This is a genomic window from Mycobacterium sp. SMC-2 (assembly GCF_025263485.1).
Classification (GTDB): domain Bacteria; phylum Actinomycetota; class Actinomycetes; order Mycobacteriales; family Mycobacteriaceae; genus Mycobacterium.
On the sequence record NZ_CP079863.1, the window covers coordinates 4,303,658 to 4,327,245 of the forward strand.

10 protein-coding genes are annotated in these 23,588 nt (G+C 70.4%); 1 reads left to right on the plus strand and 9 read right to left on the minus strand.

Annotated features, from left to right (window positions below):
• Window positions 1-118 precede the first annotated feature (118 nt).
• From KXD96_RS20215 to KXD96_RS20250, 8 genes are read right to left on the minus strand one after another with little or no spacing between them, the layout of a single operon-like run.
• Window positions 119-337 (minus strand): MbtH family protein, encoded by a 219-nt coding sequence (locus KXD96_RS20215; RefSeq protein ID WP_260739190.1) that lies wholly within the window; start codon window positions 335-337, stop codon window positions 119-121.
• Window positions 315-1,610 (minus strand): NADPH-dependent L-lysine N(6)-monooxygenase MbtG, encoded by a 1,296-nt coding sequence (gene mbtG, locus KXD96_RS20220; RefSeq protein WP_260739191.1) that lies wholly within the window; start codon window positions 1,608-1,610, stop codon window positions 315-317. The genes KXD96_RS20215 and mbtG overlap by 23 nt, the downstream gene beginning before the upstream one ends.
• Window positions 1,607-6,013, minus strand: coding sequence for an amino acid adenylation domain-containing protein (locus KXD96_RS20225; protein ID WP_260739193.1), 4,407 nt, complete (start codon window positions 6,011-6,013; stop codon window positions 1,607-1,609). The genes mbtG and KXD96_RS20225 overlap by 4 nt, the downstream gene beginning before the upstream one ends.
• On the minus strand, window positions 6,010-12,552 hold the full coding sequence (locus tag KXD96_RS20230) for a non-ribosomal peptide synthetase (protein WP_260739194.1): 6,543 nt from the start codon (window positions 12,550-12,552) through the stop codon (window positions 6,010-6,012). Before KXD96_RS20230 ends, KXD96_RS20225 begins: the two co-directional genes overlap by 4 nt.
• The gene (gene mbtD / locus KXD96_RS20235; protein WP_260739197.1) at window positions 12,549-15,563 is read right to left on the minus strand and encodes a mycobactin polyketide synthase MbtD; all 3,015 of its coding nucleotides are present in this window, start codon (window positions 15,561-15,563) and stop codon (window positions 12,549-12,551) included. Before mbtD ends, KXD96_RS20230 begins: the two co-directional genes overlap by 4 nt.
• Window positions 15,563-16,882, minus strand: a complete 1,320-nt coding sequence (locus KXD96_RS20240) for a polyketide synthase (RefSeq protein ID WP_313901592.1) — start codon at window positions 16,880-16,882, stop codon at window positions 15,563-15,565. The genes mbtD and KXD96_RS20240 overlap by 1 nt, the downstream gene beginning before the upstream one ends.
• Window positions 16,869-17,609: a thioesterase II family protein gene (locus tag KXD96_RS20245; protein WP_396878856.1), complete on the minus strand. Its 741-nt coding sequence runs from the start codon at window positions 17,607-17,609 to the stop codon at window positions 16,869-16,871. The genes KXD96_RS20240 and KXD96_RS20245 overlap by 14 nt, the downstream gene beginning before the upstream one ends.
• 20 nt (window positions 17,610-17,629) lie before the next feature.
• Window positions 17,630-21,133: an amino acid adenylation domain-containing protein gene (locus KXD96_RS20250; RefSeq protein ID WP_260739204.1), complete on the minus strand. Its 3,504-nt coding sequence runs from the start codon at window positions 21,131-21,133 to the stop codon at window positions 17,630-17,632.
• Window positions 21,134-21,232: 99 nt separating this feature from the next.
• On the opposite strand from KXD96_RS20250, the gene KXD96_RS20255 reads away from it, so the two are divergent.
• Window positions 21,233-22,876 (plus strand): (2,3-dihydroxybenzoyl)adenylate synthase, encoded by a 1,644-nt coding sequence (locus KXD96_RS20255; RefSeq protein WP_260739206.1) that lies wholly within the window; start codon window positions 21,233-21,235, stop codon window positions 22,874-22,876.
• 11 nt (window positions 22,877-22,887) lie between these two features.
• Here the strand turns inward: KXD96_RS20255 and KXD96_RS20260 are convergent, their stop codons facing one another.
• Window positions 22,888-23,505, minus strand: a complete 618-nt coding sequence (locus KXD96_RS20260; protein ID WP_260739208.1) for a TetR/AcrR family transcriptional regulator — start codon at window positions 23,503-23,505, stop codon at window positions 22,888-22,890.
• Between the last annotated feature and the right edge of the window lie 83 nt (window positions 23,506-23,588).

Below are 23,588 nucleotides of genomic sequence, written 5' to 3' on the forward strand. Positions count from 1 at the left end.
CTTGTCCCCCACACGGTTCCGCGTTACCACGTGCAATGGGTGTTAAGTGTGCCTCGTGTGACCGGCGATTGTGTCTCGGGCCGGTCACGGTACGGCGGCGGTGCACCCGCCGCCACTCTTACGAGCGTCGCTTGAGCGATTCCTGAAGACTCTTCGGCCGGATGTCGGTCCAGTTCTGTTCGACATACTCCAGGCACTCCGCGCGGCTTGCTTCGCCGAAGACCACCCGCCACCCCGCCGGTTTGTCGGCGAAGCTCGGCCACAGGCTGTGTTGGTTTTCGTCGTTGACCAAAACGAAGAAAGTGCCGTTGTCGTCATCGAAGGGGTTGATGCTCATCGCGTCTCCTTGTCGTGTGCTTGGTCGGCCCCACTGAGCCCACTGTGGATCCCAATACCCGGTCAGACAACAATCCCAAGCAACTGAGGTTCGGAAATCCCGGCCCCTGCGTCAGACCGGACAGGTTGGGCAGGAACAACTTGGGCGTGACGTCGGCGACCGCCAGGTCGTAGCCGATCGCTTCCTGCAGGCTGTCGGCCGTCAGTGGTCCGCCCAGGCCGAGTTCCAACAGATCCAGCACGTCCTGGCCGAACAACGACGTGAACCAGAGCGAGTCGGCGCCGGAACCGTCGATGACCAGGTCGAAACCGTGCACCGTCTCGAGGTTCTCGCTGCCCCGGTTGGTGGACAAGGTGAGCCGGATCTGCCCGTCCCGGCCCACGGCATGGGCAACGCGGCCCCGCAAGTGGCGGATGCGGTCGTCGGCCAGCAGGGCCTCCTGCACGTTGGCCGAGAACACGCCGCGGTCGGTGCGGGCAATCGCGTCGCGGCGTTCGGCCAGCGTCAGGGCGCTCCAGTCGGTCGGATCGGAAAACAGCGAATTCTCAAAGAAGCTCTCCCCCCGGGTGAACAACGTCACCTGTGGTGAGATGACGGTGATGGTCGAAACCCGGTGCCGGAAAAGCTCATTGAGCATCGACGCTGCGGTCTCACCGCCGCCGATCACCGCCACCCGCTCGGCGCTGATCCGGTCATGGCCCGCCGCGCGGTCCCAGAACTGGGCAATCGACAGCACCCGCGGATTGCCGGGGAGCAACGACTTCTCGGCCTGGCCGGGCCCGGTGATCATCAGGGCGTCGGCGTGCACGGTCGTCTCGTGGGTGTGTAGCGCCCATTGGTCGCCGCGCACGGCCAGCCTTTCCACCTCACCGTGCACCACGTCGAGCCCGACCTGGTCGGCCACCCAGCCCAGGTACCGGCTCCACCGGCGATGCGTCGGCGCCGGTCGGCCACGGTCGATCCATTCGGCGAACGACGCCGTGGCGATCAGGTAGGACTGCCAGCTGTAGCGGGTCATCCGCTCGTCGAGTTCGGCGTTGCGGCGGGGCACGAGCGCGGAGCGGTATGGAAAGCCCACATCCTTTTCCGGGCTGGTGCCGAGCCGCTGCGCCCCGTCGGTCCAACCGCCGCCCGCGTGCCAGTTGGCCCCGACGCCGAGGCGTTCGACCGCGATCACCTCGGGGGCATCGATGCCCATGTCCCGCAGCACGGACGCCTTGGCCGCGACCGCGACCGCCTTGGCTCCCGCGCCCAGGATCGCAAATGTGCTCATCGCACCATCTCCCGCAACGATTCAATCCAAAGGTGTTGTAACGCAGCGACATCGGCCTCGCCGAGAATGTCGGGGAGCGTGCGCCACTGCGCGGCCAGCACGCGCTGACCGTCGAACGTAAGCATGGCGGCCACGATGGTGAGCTCATGGCGCACCGCCAGATCCGGTTCCGGCTGCGGCGACACCCCGGCAAGGAGCTCACGCTCCAGCGTCAGCCCGGTGCCGCCGTGGGCGTGGGCGGCACCGAGGTAGTTCAACAGCAGTTGCGGCCCGGGCAGCGGGGCGAGGCGTTCGGCGGTGTCGGCACGCAGATAGCGCAGCAACCCGTAGTCCAGCCCGTCGCCGGGGATGGCCGCCAGTTGCTCCCCCACCTCTCGCGGATCGGCCGACGCCACGCGTATGGGGTAGATGGAACTCAGCAGCCCGACGGTGTCGCCGGTGTCGACGATGTGCGCGCCCGCTGGGTCGACGAGACCGTCGGCGCGCCCATGTGTTTCGAGCGCCAGCAGGGGTGGTGGCGTGGCCTGATTCCGCGACCGCCGCCACCGCGTCACCGTCGCCGCCGTGGCGGCGACCAACAGGTGCGGCAAGGGTAGCCCCGAGTCCAGCAGCCGGCGGGTCGTCTCCGCATCGGCGGCGATCATGCGCACGTCCAGCTCGCGCGCTCGGTCGCGGCCCGGATCGACCCGTCGGGCGCCGAGGTCGGGGTCGGCGCCCTCGGACTGTGCGGCCCAGAATTCCACCGTGTCCAGCCGGTGTGCGCGTTCGACGAGCGCGCCGGCCCAGCGCCGGTAGCTGGTATGCTCGCGGATCGGTGCGGGTGGGCGCCCGGCGGCCAAAGATCTTAGGGCACCATCTAATTCGCCGAGGACCACTCGCCACGACGCAGGATCCAGCGCCAGCACGTGGGCGGCCAGCAGCAGGACGCTCGGCCCGGCCGGGGGGCGAAGCCACACCGCGGCCAGCAACGTCCCCCGCTCCGGGTCGAGGCGGTCGACGGCCCGCGCGGCGTGTTCGGGAACCACCGCCTGCAGCTCGCCGGAGACCGCGACCTCGTGGACGAGTGCGGCGTCGCTGGCCGGCGTCGAAACCAGGGTCATGGCGGCACGGTCCAGGCGGGCGCGCAGCACTTCGTGCCCGTCGATGATGCCGGCCAGCGCGGCGTCCAATTGCGCGCGGGTGACGTCGTCGGGCAGCCGGATGGCTTCGGTTTGCGCCAGCCGGCGCGGCTCGCCGTATTCGTACAGCCAGCGGCCGTTGGGCAGCACCGGCGTCGGTCCGGTGTCGTCTTCCAGATCGCTTCTGGCGGTGATGTTTTCGGAGTCGATGGCCTCGGCCAGCTCGCGGACGTTGGCGCACTCGAGGATGAGCCTGGCGCGCAGCGCGATCCCCCGCGCCCGGGCCGCCTGCACCACCGACAGGGCCACGATGGAATCCAGGCCCAGCTGCAGGAAATCCGTGGAGACGTCTACCCGTGGTTGATGCAGCAGCTCGGAAAGGAGCTCGGCCAGCGCGGCTTCGGTCGGAGTTTCCGGATCGGCTCCGGCTTCGCCGTCACCGGCCTCGGCGGGGTCGAAGGCGCTCAGCGCGGCCTCGTCCAGCTTGCCGTTGACCGTCAGGGGGATTTCGTCGACGGTGACGATGCACTGCGGAATCATGTAGCGGGGCAGCCGGGAGCCGAGCATGCCGCGCAGCTCGGCGGGCGACGGTGGGCGCGGTGCCGCATCGGAAATGACCACGTAGGCGGTTAGCCGCGCGATTCCTTGCGGTCGGCGCACCAGAACGCCCGCCTGCCGGACGGCCGGATGCGATTCGAGTGCGGCCGCGATCTCGCCCGGTTCGACGCGGTAGCCGCGGATCTTCACCTGCTCGTCGGCGCGGCCCACGTATTGCAGCGAGCCGTCGAGGCCCCGACGCACCAAATCGCCGGTGCGGTACATGCGTCCACCGATCGCGAACGGATCGGCGACGAACCGCCGGCTGGTCTCCGCCGCGCGGCCGAGATACCCGCGGGCCAGCTGGGCGCCGGCCAGATAAAGTTCGCCGGTCGCCCCGCAGGGCACCGGGCGCAGCGCGGAGTCCAGCACGTAAGCGCGGGTGTGCCGGGTCGGCCGCCCGATCGAGGGCTCGTCGTGCTCGGCGATGGCGGCGACCACCGCCTCGACCGTGGTTTCGGTGGGGCCGTAGCAGTTGTAGGCCGCCATGCCCGTGCGCGCGCACTGGGCGCGGATGACCGTCCAAGCGGGTTTGCCGAGCGCTTCCCCGCCAAGCGCCAGCACCGCCAGCGGGACCGTGGTGAGCAAGCCGCATGCCGTGAGTTGGGCGAACATCGACGGGGTGGTGTCGATCATGTCGATGCGGTGTTCGGCGATCGCCGCGACCAGCGCCTCGGCGTCGGTCTGCGTGTGCTCGTCCACGATGTGCACACTGTGGCCGTCGAGCAGCGCGACCAACGGCTGCCAGGCCGCGTCGAACGCGAACGACCACGCGTGCGCGATGCGCAGCGGCCGACCCAGCCGGGCGGCCGCCGGCCGCAACACGTTGTCACGGTGATCGTCGGCGTAGGCGCCCACCGCCGCGTGAGTTCCGATGACGCCCTTGGGTTCTCCCGTGGTGCCCGAGGTGAAGACGACGTAGGCGGCCTGCCCGGGCGCCACGTCGACCGCGTGGAAGTCGCCGGGTGGGCCGCCGGCGGACGCCTCGTCGATCACGATGGCGGCCCCGGATTGGCGCAGGATCGATTCGACCCGTTCCGGGGGCGTCCCCGGCTCCATCGGCACGCACACGCCGCCGGCCTTGAGGATCGCGAGCATCGCGACGATGTACTCGGGCCCCCGGGGAAGCCGGATGACCACCGGGGTTTCGGACCGCACGCCGCGGTCCGCGAGCCGGGTGGCCAGGCCGTTGGTCAGGGCGTCCAGTTCGCGATAGCTCAGCGTGCCGCCCGCCCAGCTGACCGCGACGCCATCCGGGGCTTTGCCGGCGACGTCGGCGAATCGCGCGTGGATGCCGACCCCCGGCGGGGTGGGCGCGGCGGCGGCGCGCGGCGGGACCGCCTCGTCCTCGAAGAGGACGCTGACCTCGCGCAGCGGCCGCTCCCAGCCCTGCAGCAGCCGCTCGGCGGCAACGAGCACCCGCCGCCCGAAGGTGGCGGCGGGGATGGCGCCCAGCGCCCCGTCGATCGCTTCGATCAGCACGACAAGTTCGCCGCGTTCCATGTGGGCCGCGATGGTGATCGGGAAATGCGACAGGGTTTGTAGGGCGGATGGCCGGAATGTCGCACCGGCAGCGGTCAATTCGGTCCCGGCGGTCAGTCCGTCCAAAGGGAAGTTCTCGTAGACGAGCAGGGTGTCGAACATCTCCCCGACGCCGCCGAGTGCCCTTAGTTGGGCATGGCCGAGGTAGCCGTGCTCACGCAGCAGCGCGGCGTTTCGCTGCACCGTGCGGCAGTGCTCGCCGACGCCCGCGGCCGGGTCGAGCCGCACCCGCATGGGAACGGTGTTGATGAAAAGGCCGATCATGGTTTCCACGCCGGTCAGTTCCGGCGGCCTGCCGGACACGGTGACCCCGAAAATCACGTCATGGGTGTCGGTCAGCCGGGACAGCACCAGCGCCCAGGCCATCTGCATCAGGGTGTTGACGGTGATGCCCCGGGAGCGGGTCTCCTCGACCAATCGCGCGGTGGCCTCGGCCGGCATCCGCAGTTCGGTGGCGCGGGGCAGCGCGCTGCGCCGGTCTTCGGCCAAGCCCAGCGCCGCCGATAGCAGGGTCGGGCCCGGAAGGCCGGCCAGGTGCCGGCGCCAGACCTGTTGGCTGGCTTCGAGGTCGCGGCTCGCCAGCCAGCCGATGTAGTCGCGGTACGGCCGCGGGGTGACGGGCAGCGCCGACAGGTCGCCGCCGGCCTGATACAGGGTCATCATCTCGTTGACGAACACCGGCAGCGACCAGCCGTCGATCACGATGTGGTGGGCGGTGAGCACCAAACGCCATCGCGCGCTGGGCAATTCGATGAGCAGGAAGCGGATGGCCGGCCCGCGTTCCAGATCGAACGGCCGCCGACGTTCGCCAACCTCCAGCGCCTGCACTTCCTCGGGTGCGGCAGTGACGGTGCGCCACGGCAGGTCGACCCGGGAGGGCACGATCTGCACGGGGCGCGCGATGCCCCGGCTGAAGAAGCTGGCCCGCAGGTTCGGGTGGCGCACCAACATCTTTGTCGCGCAATCCCGCAACAGCGCGACGTCGAGCGCACCGGAGATGTCGGCTGCCATGCCGATCACGTACGGATCGTCGGCCTCGCCGCCGGCGAATTCGGCCAGCGTGGTGAGCGAATACAAGCCCTCTTGCAGCGGGCTCAACGCCATCACGTCCTCGATGGCGGGCGCCACATCTTTGGTGGCCGTCATGGCGTACCGTCGCGTGCCGGCGACCAAAGCCGCGTCACGGCAGCCAGATCCTCGGCCGACAGCCCGGAGGTGCTCATGGGTTCGAACCGGGTGTCGGTGGGCTCCTCGATCGGCTCGGACCTGTTCTGTCCCAACGCATCCAGAGCGGCGGACAACTGCTGCACCGTCGGGTTCTCGAAGATCATCCGTGGGCTGACCGGCAGGCCGGCGGCCCGCGCCCGCGAGGCCAGCTGCACCGACAGGATGCTGTCGCCGCCCAGCGCGAAGAAGTCGTCGAAGCGGCCCACCTCGGGCGTCGAGAGCAGCTCGGCGAACATTTTGGACAGCGCCCGCTCGGTGTCGGTGCGCGACGGTTCGATGCGCGCGCTGGTGGCGACCGCCGGCCGCGGCAGCCCGGGCCGGTTCAACTTGCCCGACTCGGTCTTCGGGAGCGCACCGAGGACGGTCAACGACGAGGGCATCATGTAGCCGGGCAGTGTGCTGCCGATCGCGGCGCGCACCTCCGATGCGAACGAGGCCTTCTCGGCCTCATCGACGATCGGCCGTTGCGGGACAACGTATCCGGCCAGTGAGGTGCCGCCGTGCACGTCCCAGGTGCGGGCCGCCGCGGCGGCGACGCCGTCGACTCCCGACAGCGCGGCCTCGACCTCGGCCAACTCCACCCGGAAACCGCGGACCTGCACCTGGTGGTCGGAGCGTCCGACGAATTCCAGTCGGCCGTCGTCGGTCCAGCGGGCGAGGTCGCCGCTGCGGTAGAGACGCGAACCGGGTTCGAGGGCATAGGGGTTGGCGACGAAACGGGTGGCGGTCAGCCCGGGCCGCTTCCAGTAGCCCCGGGCCAGTTGATCACCGGCGTAATACAGCTCGCCCACCACCCCGACCGGTACCGGCCGCAGGCCGTCGTCGAGCAGGTAGGCGTCCGCTCCCGGTACCGGCTTGCCCACTAACGGATTCGGCAGCTCCAGTCGCCCGCGGGACACCGCACCGGAGGTCTCGGTGGATCCGATGTTGTTCAGCAGCTCGGGGTCTGCGCCGCCGCATACCGACACCAGCCGCTGCAGCAGCGACACGCTCACCGGTTCCCCGCCGCACACCAGCCGGGACAAGCCACGCACCGCCTCGGGCCGGCTGTCGACCAGGGCGGAGACCAGGCTGGGCACGGCGGTCACCTGGGCAACCCCATACCGGTTCATCAACTCTCCCAGGGCTTCCGGGTCGCGATGCTCGGCGTCGTCGGCGAGGATCATCGTGGCGCCCGCCGCCAAGCCGGCGAGCATCTCCATACCGCCTTCGAGGAACGTGATCGAGGCCTGCGCCAGTCGAACGTCGTCCGTCCGCGGCGGGTAGTGCCGCAACTGCCAGTCGAGCCGGGCGGCCATCGATCGGTGGGTGCCCAGCGCTCCTTTCGGCTTCCCAGTGGAACCGGACGTGAATACCAGATACATCGGGTCGTCGGGGTGCGGTAGGGGCAGTTCCCGCCGATCGACCTTCCCGGCCTCCACCGCCGCGCGCACCTGCGGATCGTCCAGCGAAATCACCGTGACGCCGGCCATTTCGGGCATGCCGTCCGCCGCTTCGGCCGTGGCTACCACCACCGGCGGTTGCACGTCGTCGAGCATGAACTGTTTGCGCGCCGGCGGGTAGCCGGGATCGATCGGGAAGTACCCGGCACCGGCCTTCATGATGGCCACCAGTGCCACCACCAGGTCGATGCTGCGCCGCGTCGACAGCCCCACCAGCGAGCCCGGTCCCACGCCGCGCCGGGCGAGCATCGCCGCCAGGTTGTCCGAACGACGGTGCAGCGCAGGGTAATCGATCTGCTCGCCGCCGCAGCGCACCGCGATCCGATCCGGTCCCCAGCTCCGGCTCGGCTGCAGCAATTCCGGGATGGTGCGGGGTCGTTCGAGTGGCGGCCGCTCGCCACGGCTCCACTGCTCCAAAATACGAAGGCGCTCTTCGGCGTCGGTCAACTGCACGTCGCGCAACGTCTGGTCGATATCGCCTGCGAACGCGGTGACCACCCGCGTCAGCCAGGCGGCCAACCGCTCGATGGTGGCCCTGCGGTACAGCTCGGTGCGGAAGATCAGGTTGCAGTTGTACCCGATGCCCCCGGAGCCGTCGGCGCCGAAGAAGTTGACACTGAGATCGGCGTGCGCCATGTCGAAGACGGGGTCCAACGAGGTGCACACCGTGTCCTGGCCACCGGTTTCGGGGGCCGGCTCGATCACCCGGGTGGCCGGCAGCTGGTCGCGGACGTGCACCACGACCTGGAACAGCGGGTTGCGCGACAGCGAGCGCACCGGGCTGACGCTGTCGACCACCCGGTCGAACGGCAGATCCTGGTGGGCGTAGGCGGCCAGCGCGGTCTGCCGGGCGCGGGTCAGCAGCTCGCGCAGCGTCGGGTTGCCGGCCAGGTCGTTGCGCAGCACGAGGATGTTGACGAAAAAGCCGATCAGTTGGTCCAATTCGGCCTCGGTGCGCCCGGCGACCGGGGTGCCCAGGGGGATGTCCAGGCCGCCACCCGCCTTGTGCAGCACCACGGCGACGGCCGTTTGCAGCAGCATGAATTCGGTGATGCCCAGCTCGCGGGACAACTCGGCGAGCTTGGCGCGGGTGGCCGCGTCGATGTGGAAGTCGACGGATTCGCCCGCACCGCTGGGCACCGGCTGGCGCGGGAAGTCGGGCCGCAGCCCGGTGTCCTCGGGAAGCCCGGCCAGTTGCCGGTTCCAGTACTCCCGCTGCTCGGCGGCGACCGGGGACTCGTGACCGCTCGAGTCGCCCAGGAACTCCCCCTGCCACGCCGCGTAGTCGGCGTACTGCACCCGCAGCGGCGCCCAGGCCGGGGCTTCCCCGACCCGCCGGGCCCGATACGCGGTCATGACGTCGGCAAAGAGCACCCCGGCCGACCAATGGTCGGAGGCGATGTGGTGCACCACCAGCGACAGCACGTGCTCGGCGGCGTTGTCGGCGGTGTGCAGCACCGCGACCCGAACGGGCAACTCGCGGTCCAGCTCGAAGCAGTGGCGGCGCTCGGCGTCCAGTTGCCGCTGCAGCCAGTCATCGTCGGGCCCGCTGGCGCGGCGCACGGAGACCTCCCCGGCCGGTCCGACCACCTGGTAGGGCACACCGTCCAGTTCCACGTAGGAGGTGCGCAGGATTTCGTGCCGCGCGACGACGTCGCCGACGGCGGCGATCAGCGCGTCGATGTCCCACGGTCCGCTCAGTTTCGCGGCGAAGGGAATGTTGTTGACCCAGCTGGGTCCGTCGACGCGGTAGGCGAACCAGCTGCGCAGCTGGGATGCCGACAGCGGCATGGGCTCGTCGTGGGCGGTCGCGATCAGCTTGGGCCGCGACTGCGTGAGCTCGCCGGAACTCAGCTGGTCGACCCGCTCCGCCAGCAGGCCCACCGTCGCCAGTTCGAAGACGTCGCGGATGCCGATCTCCACTCCGCACTCCGAGCGGATCGCGGTGACCAGTTTGGTGGCCACCAGTGAGTGGCCGCCCAAGTCGAAGAACGAGTCGTCGACACCCACCCGGTCGTGGCCGAGCAGCCCGGAAAACAGTGCGGCGATGCGGCGTTCGGCGGGAGTCGTAGGGTCGCGGTATTCCGCGCCCGCGGCGATCTGCGGTTGGGGCAACGCGGTGCGGTCGATCTTGCCGTGCGCCGTGATCGGAATCTCGTCGAGCGCCACGTAGGCGGCCGGCGTCATGTAGTCCGGGAGCGCAGCGGCCACCCGGGCGCGGATGCGTTCGACGTCAACGGTTTCCGGGCCGCCGCCCTGGGCCGGCGTGACGTATCCCACCAGGCTCTTGCCCAACCGGGGCAGGTCCATGGCCAACACCACCGCCTGCCCCACGCTGGGATCGACCGAGATGGCGGCGGCGATCTCGCCCAGTTCGATGCGGAAGCCCCGGATCTTCACCTGCTCGTCGGCGCGGCCGACGAATTCGATGTCCCCGTCGGCGTTGCGGCGGGCCAGGTCACCCGAGCGGTACAGCCGGCCGCCCGGGGTGAAGGGGTCGGCGACGAAACGCTCGGCCGTCAGGCCCGGCCGGCGGTGGTATCCGTGCGCGACATGCGTTCCGCCGATGTAGATCTCGCCGATCACGCCCGCCGGAACCGGCCGCAGCGCGTTGTCGAGGAGATGCACCTGGGTGTTGATCTTGGGACGTCCGATGGGCACCACCCGCGTGCCCTGAGCCCCTTCCACCGGGTAGCTGGTGCAGTTGACCACGGTCTCCGTCGGTCCGTAGAAGTTGTACAGCAGCGCGTCGAAGGTGGCGTGAAACTTGTCGGCGATCTCGCCCGGTAGCGCCTCCCCGCCGATGGGGACCCGCCGCAGCGTGCGCCACTGGCTGACCCCGGGAAGCGACAGGAACAGACCGAGCAGCGACGGCACGAAGTGCATCGAGGTGATGCCCTCGCGGCTCAGCAGATCGGTCAAATAGCCGATGTCGCGCAGGCCGTCGGGCCGCGGAATGACCAGGCGCGCACCCATTATCAACGTGCCGAAGATCTCCCCCATCGACACGTCGAAGCTCGGCGACGCGACCTGCAACAGCCGGTCGGTTTCGTCGACGCGGTACTCCGCACCGAACCAGACGAAGTATTCGGCAATCGGCGCGTGGGGCACCGGCACGCCCTTGGGCAGCCCGGTCGACCCCGACGTGTAGATCAGGTAGGCGGTGTTGTCCGGGCTCAGTGGCCGGATAAGCTCGGCGGGCGCGGTGGCCGGGTACCGCGACAGTCCGGTAATCGGCTCGCGCAGCACCAGTTTGGCGTCTGCGTCACCCACGATGAAGGTCAGCCGGTCCGCTGGGTAGGTGGGATCCACCGGCAGGTAGACCGCCCCTGCCTTCAGCACGCCCAGCGCGGTGATGACCAACTCGGGTGACTTGTCCAGCAGCACCGCGACGCGGTCCTCGGTGCCGACGCCCCGCTCGATCAGCCAGTGCGCCACGCGGTTCGACTCTTCGTCGATCTCGCGGTAGGTGTACTCGCGGCCCTCGTAGACGACGGCGATGGCAGCGGGCGACAGCGCCGCTCGGCGGGTGACCAGCGCGGGCAAGGTCGCGGCCGGGGTCTGGAACTCCGCGCCGGTCGAGGCCCTGCGCAGCCAGTCGGCGTCCTCGGAGTCCATCAGCGCGCACGCCGACAGCGTCGAATCGGGGTTGGCGAGCGCGTTGTCCAGCAACACGGCATAGTGCCGCAGCAGCTGGTCCACCAACCCCTGATCGAGCACCTCGACCAGGTATTCGGCCTCGACGAACCCGCCGCCCGAGCGGTCCAGCTCGACCATGAAACTCAGGGGCAGCTGGTTGAAATGGCCGCGCAACTCCCCGCGCGTGCAGCGCACGCCGGGCGGGCAGAAGCCGGCGCCATCGGGCTGCCTCTGCCCGAAGCTCACCCGGGTCATCCGGTCGGCGCCGTGCCGGCGGTCGGGATTGGACTCGCGGACCAGCCAGTCCAAGTCGGCGCGCGAATGGGCAAAGGCGCCCACCGCGCTGTCCCGGGTTTGGGCCAGCAGCTCACGGAACGTCTGGCGCGGCTCCGGCCGCACCCGAATCACCACGGTGTTGCCGTAGTAGCCGATGGCGGATTCGGTCCCGACGCCGCGGTTGAGCACGGGGGCCGCGATCAGAAAGTCGGTCGACTGGGTGTAGCGGTGCACCAGGGCCGCGAAGGCGGCCATCAGCACCATGTACGGCGTGGCACCGGTTTCGCGCGCCAGCGCCGCCGCCCGGTCGACGGTGGCCGCGGACAACCGCGTCGTGGCGCGTTGCGCACGCCAGGTGCTCGGCACCACTGATCCGTTGGGACCCGGAAGCTCAAGTGGCTCCGGCAGATTCGCCATCAGGGGCCGCCAGTATTCGAAGTCGGCGGCATTCGCGGCTTCGTCCGGCACGGGGGCCGCCACCGCGGGCTCGTCGGCGAAGCCGTCCGGATCGGTGTATGCGCGGGTCAGGTCGGCGAAAAAGGGGCCCCAGGAGCCATCGTCCCAGGCGATGTGATGGGCGGTGATCAGCAGCATCAGCTCGTCGGCGGACAGGCGCGCCACGGTGACACGCAGCGGCGAATCCTTGGCGAGGTCGAAGGGACGGCGGAAATCCCGCTGCGCCAGCACATCCAGCCGCAACCGCCGGGCCTGATCGGTCAGCGCCGACAAGTCGTGCTCGGCCCACTCGGGTCGTAGCTCGTCGCGGATGACCGGGCACGGGTCGCCATCCGCGCCGGTGTCATACGTCGTGTGCAGGCCGTGATGCCGCGCGGCCACGGCGTCGACCGCGCACCGCAGTCGTTCGGTGTCGACCGCACCGGTGATGCGGTAGGAGACACAGACGTTGAGCAGCGCGCTGTCGGGGTCCATCGACTGCACGAACCACATCCGGTGCTGGCCGGCGGACATGCGCGGCTCGTCGTGGGCCGCCACGGGTGCGCCGGCGGCCGGCCTGGCCAGGCCCCGTTCGGCGATCTTGCGGCGCAACAATTCCAGGCGCTCGTCGTCGAGCCGTGCGCCGGTTCGGGTGGGGTTCGTCACGCGGGGAGTCCAACCTTCCTGGCTTGGCGAGCATCGAGTGTCGCGGCTTTTACCGGCTCGCCGGTCGGGCGGGCGCGCAGCGCGTCGATCAATTCGTCCAGGGTGATGCCGCCGAGCATGCGAGCCACCGGGACGGAGCTTCCGACCGTCCGGCGCAGCCGCTTGCGCAGGTCGAGTGCGAGCAACGAGTCCACCCCAAGGTCGATCAGTGGTGCGCTCGGGTCGATCGAAACCGAGTCACCCAGGTGCAAGGTCGCGGCGAGCTCCGCGCGCACCACCTCGGCGAGCGGCTTCGCGGCGGAGACGCCCACTGCGCCATCGCCGCCTTGGGGCGCGCGGAACGGCGTTGGTATGCCTTGGCTTTCGAAGAACACCGCCAGCCGGTCGAAGTCCGCGTCGAAGATCAGCGGGTCGCCGTCGTAGCGGTACAGGCTGGCCTCGATCGCCAGGTCCGGCAGCATCGCGATCAGGCCGGAGCGTTCGGTGCGGGTGATCTCGTCGGCCGTCACCACGCCGGCGGCCTGCCAGAGTCCCCACCGAATCGCGACGCAGTCGTGGCCGCGGCCGCGCAGCTGGGCGGCCAACAGGTCGAGCATCCGGTTCGAGGCGGCGTAGGCCGCGTGGTTGTGGCCGCCCCACACGCCGAACACCGACGAGCAGGCCAGGATTCGGCAATCCGGCCGTAGCGGCCACACGTCGGCGAGCAGCGCGAGGCCACGGACCTTGGCGGCGCACACCGTCGCCACGTGGGTACCGGTCAAAGCGCCGCGGGAGCGGGCCTCGGCGATGCCCGCGGTGTGGACCACCAGCGACGCGCCGGGGCCGGCGTGCCGGGCGGCGACGGCGGCCAGCGCGAGCGGATCGGTGATGTCGCACCGCGGGGCGTGCACCTCGGCGTTGTGGTCCGCGATGAGCCGGCGCAGCGTGGCGAGGTCGATACCGTTGCGGCTCAACAGAGTGACCGTCCGTGCGCCGCGCTCGATGCAGTACCGGGCGTACTGCAGGCCGATCGCTCCGCTGCCGCCGGTGATGACGACGTTGTCCAGCGCGGCGGCATCCAACGGCCGTCTGGTCGCCGAATCGCGGCATTCGCGGAAGGTTCGGACGTAGCGCCGCGGCGATGCGCCGCCGCGCAGCGCGACCTCGGCTACCTCACCGAGCAGCGCGTCGACGACGGCGTGCGCCGTCGGCTCGTCGACGTCCGGGCCCGCCAGGTCCAGGTGCCCGAACGCCTGGTCGGTGAATTCGAAGCCGACGCTGCGGTGCATCGCGGCCAGCGCCGCCTGCGCCGGGGACGCATCGGCGCCATCCCGGTCGAGGGCCTCGGCGCCGGTGGTGAGCAACCACACGGCCCGGCACCGCGCGCCGATCAGGGCGGCGTAGTCGGGTAGACCCGCGTCGGGCCGGCGCGCGATCTGCTCGATCGCGGCGGCGGCGTCCGGCTCGTCCAGGCCGGGGGCGATGACGGCGAGGATTTCCGCGTCGCGCGGCGGGACAACCCGGCAACTCCCCTGTGCACCAACGGCGTCGATCAGCCGCTGCGTCAAAGCGGTTTCGATACCGGCGAGGGTGAAGAACCCGATGTCGGCGCCCGACGCGTCTGACGGGGTCGCCTGCTGCCAGTCCTCCACGGCGACGGTGAGCGATGACGCCGGCGCCGTCTGCATCGGAGGTTCGGGTGCCGCCCACAGATGCACCGCCCGCATGGGCGCGTTCGGGAACCCGCGCAGCGGCGGCCGGACACCACCGGATATGGTGTCGCCCCAATGGCAGCCGGGATCGGCGGCCGCCACGGTGGCGATGTTCCCCGCCAGCACGTCAGTGATGGCGCCTTCGCGGTGCCCCGAACCGACGACGACGGTCGTGCGCTCGTCGATCAGCTCCGCGAGCGGATACAGCAGCGAGGGATGCGCGGACAGCTCGATGAACGTGGTGGCTCCGAGCTTCTGTGCAGCCGCCACCGCGTGATCGAAACGCACGGTGTTGCAGAGGTTGTCATACCAGTACTGGCAGAAGTCCGCGTCGCTGCCGACCTCGGCGCCGAAGGTTGAGCCGACGAATCTGACCGGGCTGGCCCGGAATGCGGAGCGGGGAACCAACTCGGCCAACTCGGTGCGCAACCGCCGCAGGACGCTGGTGTGCCCCGGGTAGTCCACGGACAGTTGGTGGGCGAACACGCCCCGCTGCCGGGCCAGCCGCACGGCGGCCGCCACGGCGTCGTGCTCGCCGGACACCACGGTCGAGGAAGGGCCGTTGACCGCCGAAACTTCCAGCCAACCAGCCGTTTCGGCTATGACAGCCACGGCCTCGTCGACGCCGGCACCGAGCACCGCCATGGCGTAGTCGCCGGTCAATTGGTCGACGATCGTGGCGCGGGCTCCCACCAACGCGACCGCGTCTGGCAGCGAAATCGTTCCGGCGACGTACGCCGCCGCCACCTCGCCGAGGCTGTGTCCGATGGCGATCGCGGGGAGCACGCCGTGGAACCGCCACTCGTGGGCCAGGCTGACGGCGTGGGTGAACTGCGCTCCCTGGATTTCGGTGCGCGCCCAGTACTGGTCGAGTTTTCCGGTCAGGTAGGGCAACGGCGAGGGCAGGCCGGCGGTGAGAAACGCCCGGGCACATCGGTCGGCCTCGGCCCGGTAAGCGGGAAGTCGTTGGTAGGCCCCGGCGCCCATCGATGGCCATTGGTTGCCCTGGCCGGGAAACACGAAGGCGATGCGGGGGGCGACGCCGATGGAGGATCGGGTGACCAGCGGGTGCTCTTCGCCGCTGGCCAGCGCGGCCAGCCCGGAGGCCAGCTCGGCGCGGTCGGCGGCCCGGAGCACCGCGCGGTGCCGCCGCACCCGCCGCAGCCGCAGCAGGGTCGAGGCTATCGCCGCGGGGTCTGCGTCCGCACCGGCGCGGCGCAGGTAGTCCAGGATGGCTTGGGCGTCCTGACCGATCAGCTCTTCGTGATGGGCGGAGAGGAGCACGGGCACGCGGCCGTCGGGCAGTGGCGAGGTCAGCATCACGCGACCTCGGGCAGGGAGACGATGACGTGCGCGTTGGTGCCGGCGATGCCGAATGCCGATGTCGCCGCGATCCGTTGGCCGCCGACCGCGGGCCAGGGGGTCAGGGCCTTCGCCAAGCGCAAACCCTGGCTGTCCCAGTCGATTTCCGGGCTCGGGTCCGCCGTGTGCAGGGTCGGTGGGATAGCCCCGTGCTCGGCGGCGACCATCACCTTGGCCAGCCCCAGCGCCCCGCTGGCGGCCAGGGCGTGCCCCACATTCGATTTCACCGAGCCCAGCAGCGCACCGCCGCCGGATGCCGTGTCGCCGTAGGTTTGTGCCAGCGATCGCAGTTCGGTGCGGTCGCCGAGCCGGGTGCCGGTGCCGTGGCCTTCGATCATCCCTACCTCTTCGGGCCGAATCCCGGCCTGCGCCATGGCTCGCCGGAACAGGCGGACCTGCGCCTCACCGCTGGGGGCGCTGAGCCCGGCGCTGCGGCCGTCCTGGTTGACGGCGGTGGCGCGGACCTCGGCGACGACCTGGCGACCGGCGCGTAATGCGGCCGACTTGCGTTGCAGCACAAACATCGCCGCCCCCTCGCCCCACACCGTTCCGCTGGCCTGCGCACTGTAGGGGCGGCAATGACCGTCGTCGGAGAGGGCGTGTTGCTTGGAGAACTCGACGAAGAAGCCGGGCGAGCCCAGCACGTTGACCCCACCGGCCAGCGCCAGGTCGCAGTCGCCGTTCTGCACCGATCGCACGGCGACGTGGAAGGCCGCCAGCGCGGACGCACACGACGAATCCACCGTCAGCGCAGGCCCGGCCAATCCCAGCGTGTAGGCGACCCGTCCGGAGATCACGCTCAGCGCGGTCCCGGCCAGCAGGTGTCCGCTGTGCTCGGAGAAGTTCGCCATCTGTGGCCCGTATCCGGTGGCCGAGGCGCCGACGAAGCACCCCACGTCATGCCCGGCCAGGTCGTCGGGGTTGATGCCGCTGTTTTCCAGTGCCCGCCAGGACACCCGAAGCGCGACGCGTTGCTGGGGGTCCATGGCGACGGCCTCGCGCGGCGAGATGCCGAAGAACTCCGGGTCAAATGCCGTTGCGCCGGTCAGGAATCCACCGCGGTCGTGGATCTCCTTGAAGCCGCTGCGCCGCGACCCGGCAAGCAGCTCGCGCACCCGCCAACCGCGGTCGGTGGGGAACGGCCCCAGCGCCTCCCCGCCCTGCGACAACAGCTCCCAGTATTTCTCGGCGGTGTCGATGCCACCGGGCGCTTCGACGGCCATGCCGGCGATCACGACCGGATCGGATGCGCCGTTGAGGTTCTCAGACATCGGCATTCACCCGTGCGGCCACGGCATCGCGGTGTTCGTCCAGATAGAAATGTCCGCCGTCGTACCAGAACAACTCGAAGGCGCCGGCGGTGTGGTTCTCCCAGAGCCGCAACACGGCCGGATCGACGCGGTGGTCGTCGTGCGCCCCCAACACGCAGATGTCGGCGCGGATGCGGACGCCGGGAGCGCACTCGTAGCGGTTGACCGCTTGGTAGTCGGCCCGCACCGCGGTGGTCAGCAGCTCGGCGAACTCTTCGTCGGCGAGCAGTTCCGCATCGGTGCCACCGAGGTCGGCGATGTCGGCGAGCAATGCGTCGTCGGTGGTGGGCAGCTCCGGCATGGCGGCAACCGCGGATGGCGCCGGACCGGCCGAGACCCAAACGCGCTGCACGGCAACGTCGCGGGACTCGGCGATCCTGGCGAACTCGAACGCGACCACGGCGCCCATGCTGTGGCCGAACAGCCGTAGCGGCGCGACGCGACCCCACGGCCCCGCGTCGAACAGGCCCTGGGCAAGGTCGCGCACGGTGTCGGGGGCCGGGTGATTCAGCCGGTCCGCGCGCTGGGGGTACTGCACGATGTAGGTGTCGCCGCCGGCGGCCAGCGCGGTCGCCAGCGCGCGGTAGCCTGCCGCGGCCGACCCGGCGTGCGGAAATACGACGGTCGCACCGGCGCGTCGGTTCCCGTTACTGCCGGGCACCCGCTTGATCCAGGCTGCGAACTCGGTGGGCATGTCCACCACAGGGTCGAATTTCATTGGGCGGTCTCGAAATCGCCGGTCCGCTGGGAAGCCGCCAACACGGTGTCGGCGTCCATGTGGACGACTTCGAGGTACAGCTCGGCCACCTGATCCAGCCGCGCGCGGTCCTGCTCGCGGTAGGCGAGCAAATCGGCCAGTGCCGCAACGGTTCTGGTGGCGAAAATGTCGGCGACCAGGATGTGGGGGGTGTCCAACCAGGTGCGGATACGACCCACGGCCTGCGTGGCCAGCACCGAATCACCGCCCAGCGCAAAGAAGTCGTCGTCACGACCGACCCGGTCCACGCCGAGTAGATCGCCGAGGAGCGCGGCGAGGGCGGATTCCAGCGGTGTCGCCGGTGCGCGATAGCCGGGCTGCTCGGAGAGCGAAATTACGGCGCCCAAGTCGCGCGCGACGGCTCGACGGTCGATCTTGCCGGCGTCGGTGAACGGAACGCGGTCCACCAGGACTACGTGTCGCGGCACCATGTGCGCGGGAACGAGTTCGGCCATGAGTTCCCGAATCCGCTCGGCGGTCAGCTGGGCACCGCTGGAGCTGTTGAGGCAGACCGCGGCGGCCAGCGCCTCGGACCCACCTGGCCCGGGGGCCGGGGCCACGACCGCGATCGCCACACCCGGCAGGCGCCGCAACGCGGCCTCGATCTCCCCGAGTTCGACGCGGTACCCGCTGATCTTGAGCCGGTGATCGGCGCGGCCGACGAACTCGAGCGTGCCGTCGGGCCAATACCGGGCGAGGTCGCCGGTGCGGTACCACCTTCGTCCCGCATGCTCGACGAAGCGCTCCGCTGTGAGGTCCGGCCGCCCGCGATAGCCCCGCGCGATGCCGCGACCGGACACCCACAGTTCGCCGGCGACCCAGTCGGGGCAGTCATCGCCCGCGTCGTTGACGACGCGGCAGGCGTTGTTGGCCAGCGGCACGCCGTAGGGCAGAGCGGTCCAGTCCGCCGGCAGCGCGTGAGGGTCGGGAACCTCGAAAATGGTGTTGTGAACCGGGGTTTCGGTCGCTCCCCCCAGGCCGGCGAACCGCAGGTTGGGCGCCTCGGCCTTCAGGCGGCGCGCGACCTCGGGCCGCACCCAGTCCCCGCCGGTGGGAATCACCCGCAACGAGGAGAGCCGGCCGCGGCCGACTTCGATCAGCATCTCCAGCCAGCCCGGCATGAAGTGCAGCACCGTGACTCGGTGGGTGTCGATGAGGCGGGCCCAGGCGTCGGGGTCGCGGCGCTGCGCCTCGTCCACCACCACGATCGTCCCGCCCGTCCGCAGGGTGACGAAGATGTCCATCACCGAGATGTCGCCCTCTAGCGTGGACAGGGCCAGGCATCGATCCGCGGGGCCGATCTCGAAGTGGCGGGCGATGAATTCCACGGTGTTCATCGCGGCGTCGTGCGTCACCTCGACGCCCTTGGGCTCGCCGGTGGAGCCGGAGGTGAACAAGACGTAGGCGAGCCCGCCGGGATCGATGCTCGGAAGGTCCGCGGCGAAGGGTGTGTCGCGCAGCGCATCGGCGAGGATCAGCTCGGGCACCGGCAGGGTCAGCCGCTGTCCGCCGCACACCACGGCCAGGCGCACGGCGCCGGTTCGCAGGATGCGCTCCGCGCGGTCGCGCGGCTGGTCGGCGCCGATCGGCAGGTAGGCCGCGCCGATGCTCAGGATGCCCAGCAGCGCCGGCACCTGCTCGGCGGTTTTCGGGCCCATCACCGCGACCGTGTCGCCGGCGGCCACACCGGCCGCGCGCAGCGCGGCGGCCACGGCCAGCGCCTGGTCGCGCAGTTGTGCGTAGCTGAGGTCACCGGAGCCGGCGAATACCGCGGGCGCGTCGGGCCGCCGCTCGGCTTGGCGAAAGAACCCGTCGTGCAACGCTTCTCCGCTGGGCTCGGCGGTGCGGCCGTTGACCGCGTTGCGCACGGCGCGCTGCGCGTCGGGCAGCGGCGGCGGCGCGGGCGCCTCCCAGCTGTCGTCGGCGGATGCGAGCCTGAGCAGTTCGTCGATGTGGTAGGCGAACATGGCGTCGATGACGCCCGGGGCGAAAACCCCGTCGCGCACATCCCAATTCACCAGGACGCCGCCGTCGAATTCGGTGACTTGAGCGTCGAGCAGCACCTGCGGCCCTTGGGAGATGATCCACGCGGGTGTGCCGAATTGGGCAGTGACCCCGCGGCTGAACAACGCGCCGAGTCCCAGCGCGCTGGTGAAGACGACCGGCGCCAGCACCTGGGTGCCGCGATGGCGGCTGAGGTCCCGCAGCACCGACAGCCCGGGATAGGCGGAATGGGCGGCGGCGGCCCGCATCGCGTCCTGCACGGCCTCCGCCCGCGCCGCCGGGGTGCGCGTGCCGGTGAGGTCCACGTCCAGCAGCAGCGAGGAGGTGAAATCGCCGACCAGCGAATCGACGTCGGGGTGCAGCGGCCGGCGCCCGAACAGCGGGACGTTCAGCAGGAAGCGCGAGGCGGTCGACCAGCGCGCAAGCGCGTTGGCGAAGGAGCCGGCCAGCGTCATCGCCGGGGTGACCCCGCGGGCCCGGGCGCGGGAAAACAGGGCGTCGCAGGTTTCCGGGTCCAGCCAGTGCCAGCGCCGGGTGCTCTGCTGCGAGGCGCGGTCCCCGGTGATGGGGAGCGCCGGTGGGTCCGGCAGCTGCGGGATGCGCTGCGCCCACCACTGGCGGGCGGCGTCGCGGGCGGGTTGCGGGCGCGCCTCTTCCGCCTCGACGGCCTGGCGGTATTGCCGGTAGCTATAGCTCAACGGGGGCAGGTCGTGGCCGAAGTACAGGGCGGCCAGGTCGGCCATCAGGGTGCGATAGCTCATCGCGTCGGCGGCCTGCATGTCCAGATCGACGTGCAGGCGCGACCTTTCGCCGGGCAGCCGCGTCAATGTGAGCTCGAACACCGCACCGTCGAGCTGCTGGTGCGATTTGGCGTCGCGGATGGCGGCCAGCCGCTGGTCGACCTCGTCGTCGTTCAGGTGGCGCAGGTCCTCTAGCGCGACCGGGAATTCGTCACCGGCGGGCGCGATGCGCTGGGTGCCGTCGGGCAGGAACTGCACCCGCAGCATCGGGTGGCGCCGGGCCAGCGCCGTGGCGGCCGCGCGCAGGCGCCGGGGATCGGTCGGGCCGCCGTCGAATTCGACGTAGAGGTGCCCGGCCACCCCGCCGAGCTGCTGGTGGTCCTGCCGCCCGACCCACATCGCGTGCTGCATCGGGGCCAGCGGGAACGGCTCGCCCGCGTCGTGATCCGGCGATTCGACGGGTGGCTCGGCGACCGCGACCGGCGAGTCGGCGGCCACCAGCTCGGCCCAGGCCTCGACCGTCGGGGTTTCGGCCAACGTGGCGAAATCGACGGCGATGCCCCGGCGGCGCCAGCGGCCGGCGAGGGTCATGATCCGGATGGAGTCCAGGCCCTGGCCGATGAGGTTGGTGTTTGGGTGAACTTGGTCGACAGCGACGCCGAGCAGTTCGGCCACCTCCGCCCGGACGTCTTCCGAGCGCGCCGAGGCACGCACCATGAATCCTCCCTGAATTAGCACAGGCTGCCCTAAGTTGTGATGGTTACCCTATCCTTACTCACGGATCCCCGCTACCACGCCCCCCGTCTAAGGACCTCGATGACCGCGAACGCACGGCAACCCCTGGCCGGGGCCCTGGACGGGTTCGTGCCATTTCCGGCTGCCCGGGCCGCCGCGTACCGGGCGGCCGGCTACTGGGCGGGACGGACCCTGGACACCATCCTGGGTGACGCGGCGCGACGGTGGCCGGACCACACCGCCGTGCTCGACGCCGTGGGCGGCTTGAGCTATGCCCAGCTCGACGAGCACGCCGACCGCGCCGCCGCAGGACTGCGCGGCCTCGGCATCGCGCCGGGCGACCGGGTTCTGCTGCAACTCCCCAACGGGTGCCAGTTCGCGGTGGCGCTTTTCGGGCTGCTGCGGGCGGGCGCCATCCCGGTGATGTGTCTGCCCGGCCACCGGGCGACCGAATTGGCCCATTTCGCCGCCGTCAGCCAGTCCACCGGGTTGGTGATCGCCGAGGCGGCAAGCGGTTTCGACTACCGCGCCATGGCCCGCGAACTCGTCAAGGATCACCCGACGCTCGAGCACGTCATCGTCGACGGCGACCCCGGCCCATTCACCTCGTGGACGCAACTGTGCGACCGGGCAACCACGCTTCCCCCGGCACCCCCGCCCGACCCGGGATCGCCTGCGCTGCTGCTGGTTTCGGGCGGCACCACCGGGACACCCAAACTCATCCCCCGCACCCACGACGATTACCTGTTCAACGCGACCGCCAGCGCGCGCCTGTGCCGCCTCACCGCGGACGACGTCTATCTGGTGGTGCTCTCGGCCGGCCACAATTTCCCGTTGGCCTGCCCCGGGCTGCTCGGCGCCATGACGGTGGGCGCGACCACCGTGTTCGGCACCGATCCCAGCCCCGAGGCCGCCTTCGCCGCCATCGAGCGCCACGGCGTCACGGTCACCGCGCTGGTGCCGACCCTGGCCAAACTGTGGGCACAGGCGTGCGAGTGGGAGGCGGTGACGCCGAAGTCGCTGCGGCTCTTGCAAGTTGGCGGGGCGAAGCTCGAGCCCGAGGACGCCCGCCTGATCCGCGCCGCGTTGACCCCGGGGCTGCAGCAGGTGTTCGGGATGGCGGAGGGACTGCTGAACTACACCCGACTGGACGATCCGCCCGAGGTGATCGAGCACACCCAGGGGCGGCCGTTGTGCGCGGCCGACGAATTGCGCGTGGTCGGCGCGGACGGGGAACCGGTGGCGCCGGGCGAGGAAGGCGAGCTCTTGGTGCGCGGGCCGTACACGCTCAACGGCTACTACCGCGCCGAGCGCGACAACGAACGCTGCTTCGACCCCGACGGCTTCTTCCGCAGCGGTGACCTGGTCAGGCGAAGGCCCGACGGCCATTTGACCGTCACCGGGCGGGTCAAGGACGTGATCTGCCGTGCCGGTGAAACCGTCTCCGCGGCCGACCTCGAGGAGCAGATGCTCGGTCATCCGTCGATCTTCTCGGCGGCGGCGGTGCCGCTGCCCGATCCATACCTGGGTGAAAGGATCTGCGCGGCGGTCGTTTTCACCGGGCCAGCGGTTACGGTGGCGGAACTGAACGCCTACCTCGACCGCCGTGGCGTCGCCGCCCATGCCCGGCCCGACGTACTGGTCGCGATGGCGGCGCTACCGACCACCCCGATCGGCAAGGTCGACAAGAAGGCGATCGCCAGCCAGCTTTCGGCATCGACCTGAACAGGCCCGCGTTAGCCGATGTCTTTGGCACGCAACGCATTGATGAGCCTGTCCATCACCGCGCCGGCATCCGCGCGGGCTTTGCGCTGATCGTCTGCCCGGGCGATGTAGAGCGTTGCCTCGCGCAGCGCACCCATGACCGTCAGGGCCGTCGCCTCGACGGGCTGGGGCGGGATGCTGCCGGACTCGATCGCGTCGGTCAGCAGCGCCGTCACGAATCCGATGTTGTATCTGTGCCCGATGTCGCTCCAGCGTTCCCATCCCAGCACAGCCAGCGCCTCCAGCAAGACGATGCGCTGAACCTCGGGGTCGGCGCACGCGTCCAACCACAGGCCCGCGCACAGCCGCATGATCTCGACGGGATCGGTGTGCCCCGCGGCCGCCACGGCCTCCCCCATCCGGGCGGCCATCTCGCCTTCCACTTGTTCGAACACCGCCGCGAATAGCTCTGTCTTGTCGGCGAAGTGGTGATACAAAGCGCCGCGCGTCACCCCCGCGTCGCGCACGATCGTCTCCAGGGACGCCTCCGCGAATCCCAGCGACGCGAAAAGCGGGCGGGCGGCGCTGATCAACGCGCCACGCGTGTCGGCGGCACGCTCGGCCTGTGTGCGGCGACCATCCTGCGCCAATGCGACCCTTTCCTTCACAGCTACGTAGGCATTGTCATACATACCGTATGGAGGTCGTGGGAGGCAGCTGCCCTGGCGGTAGC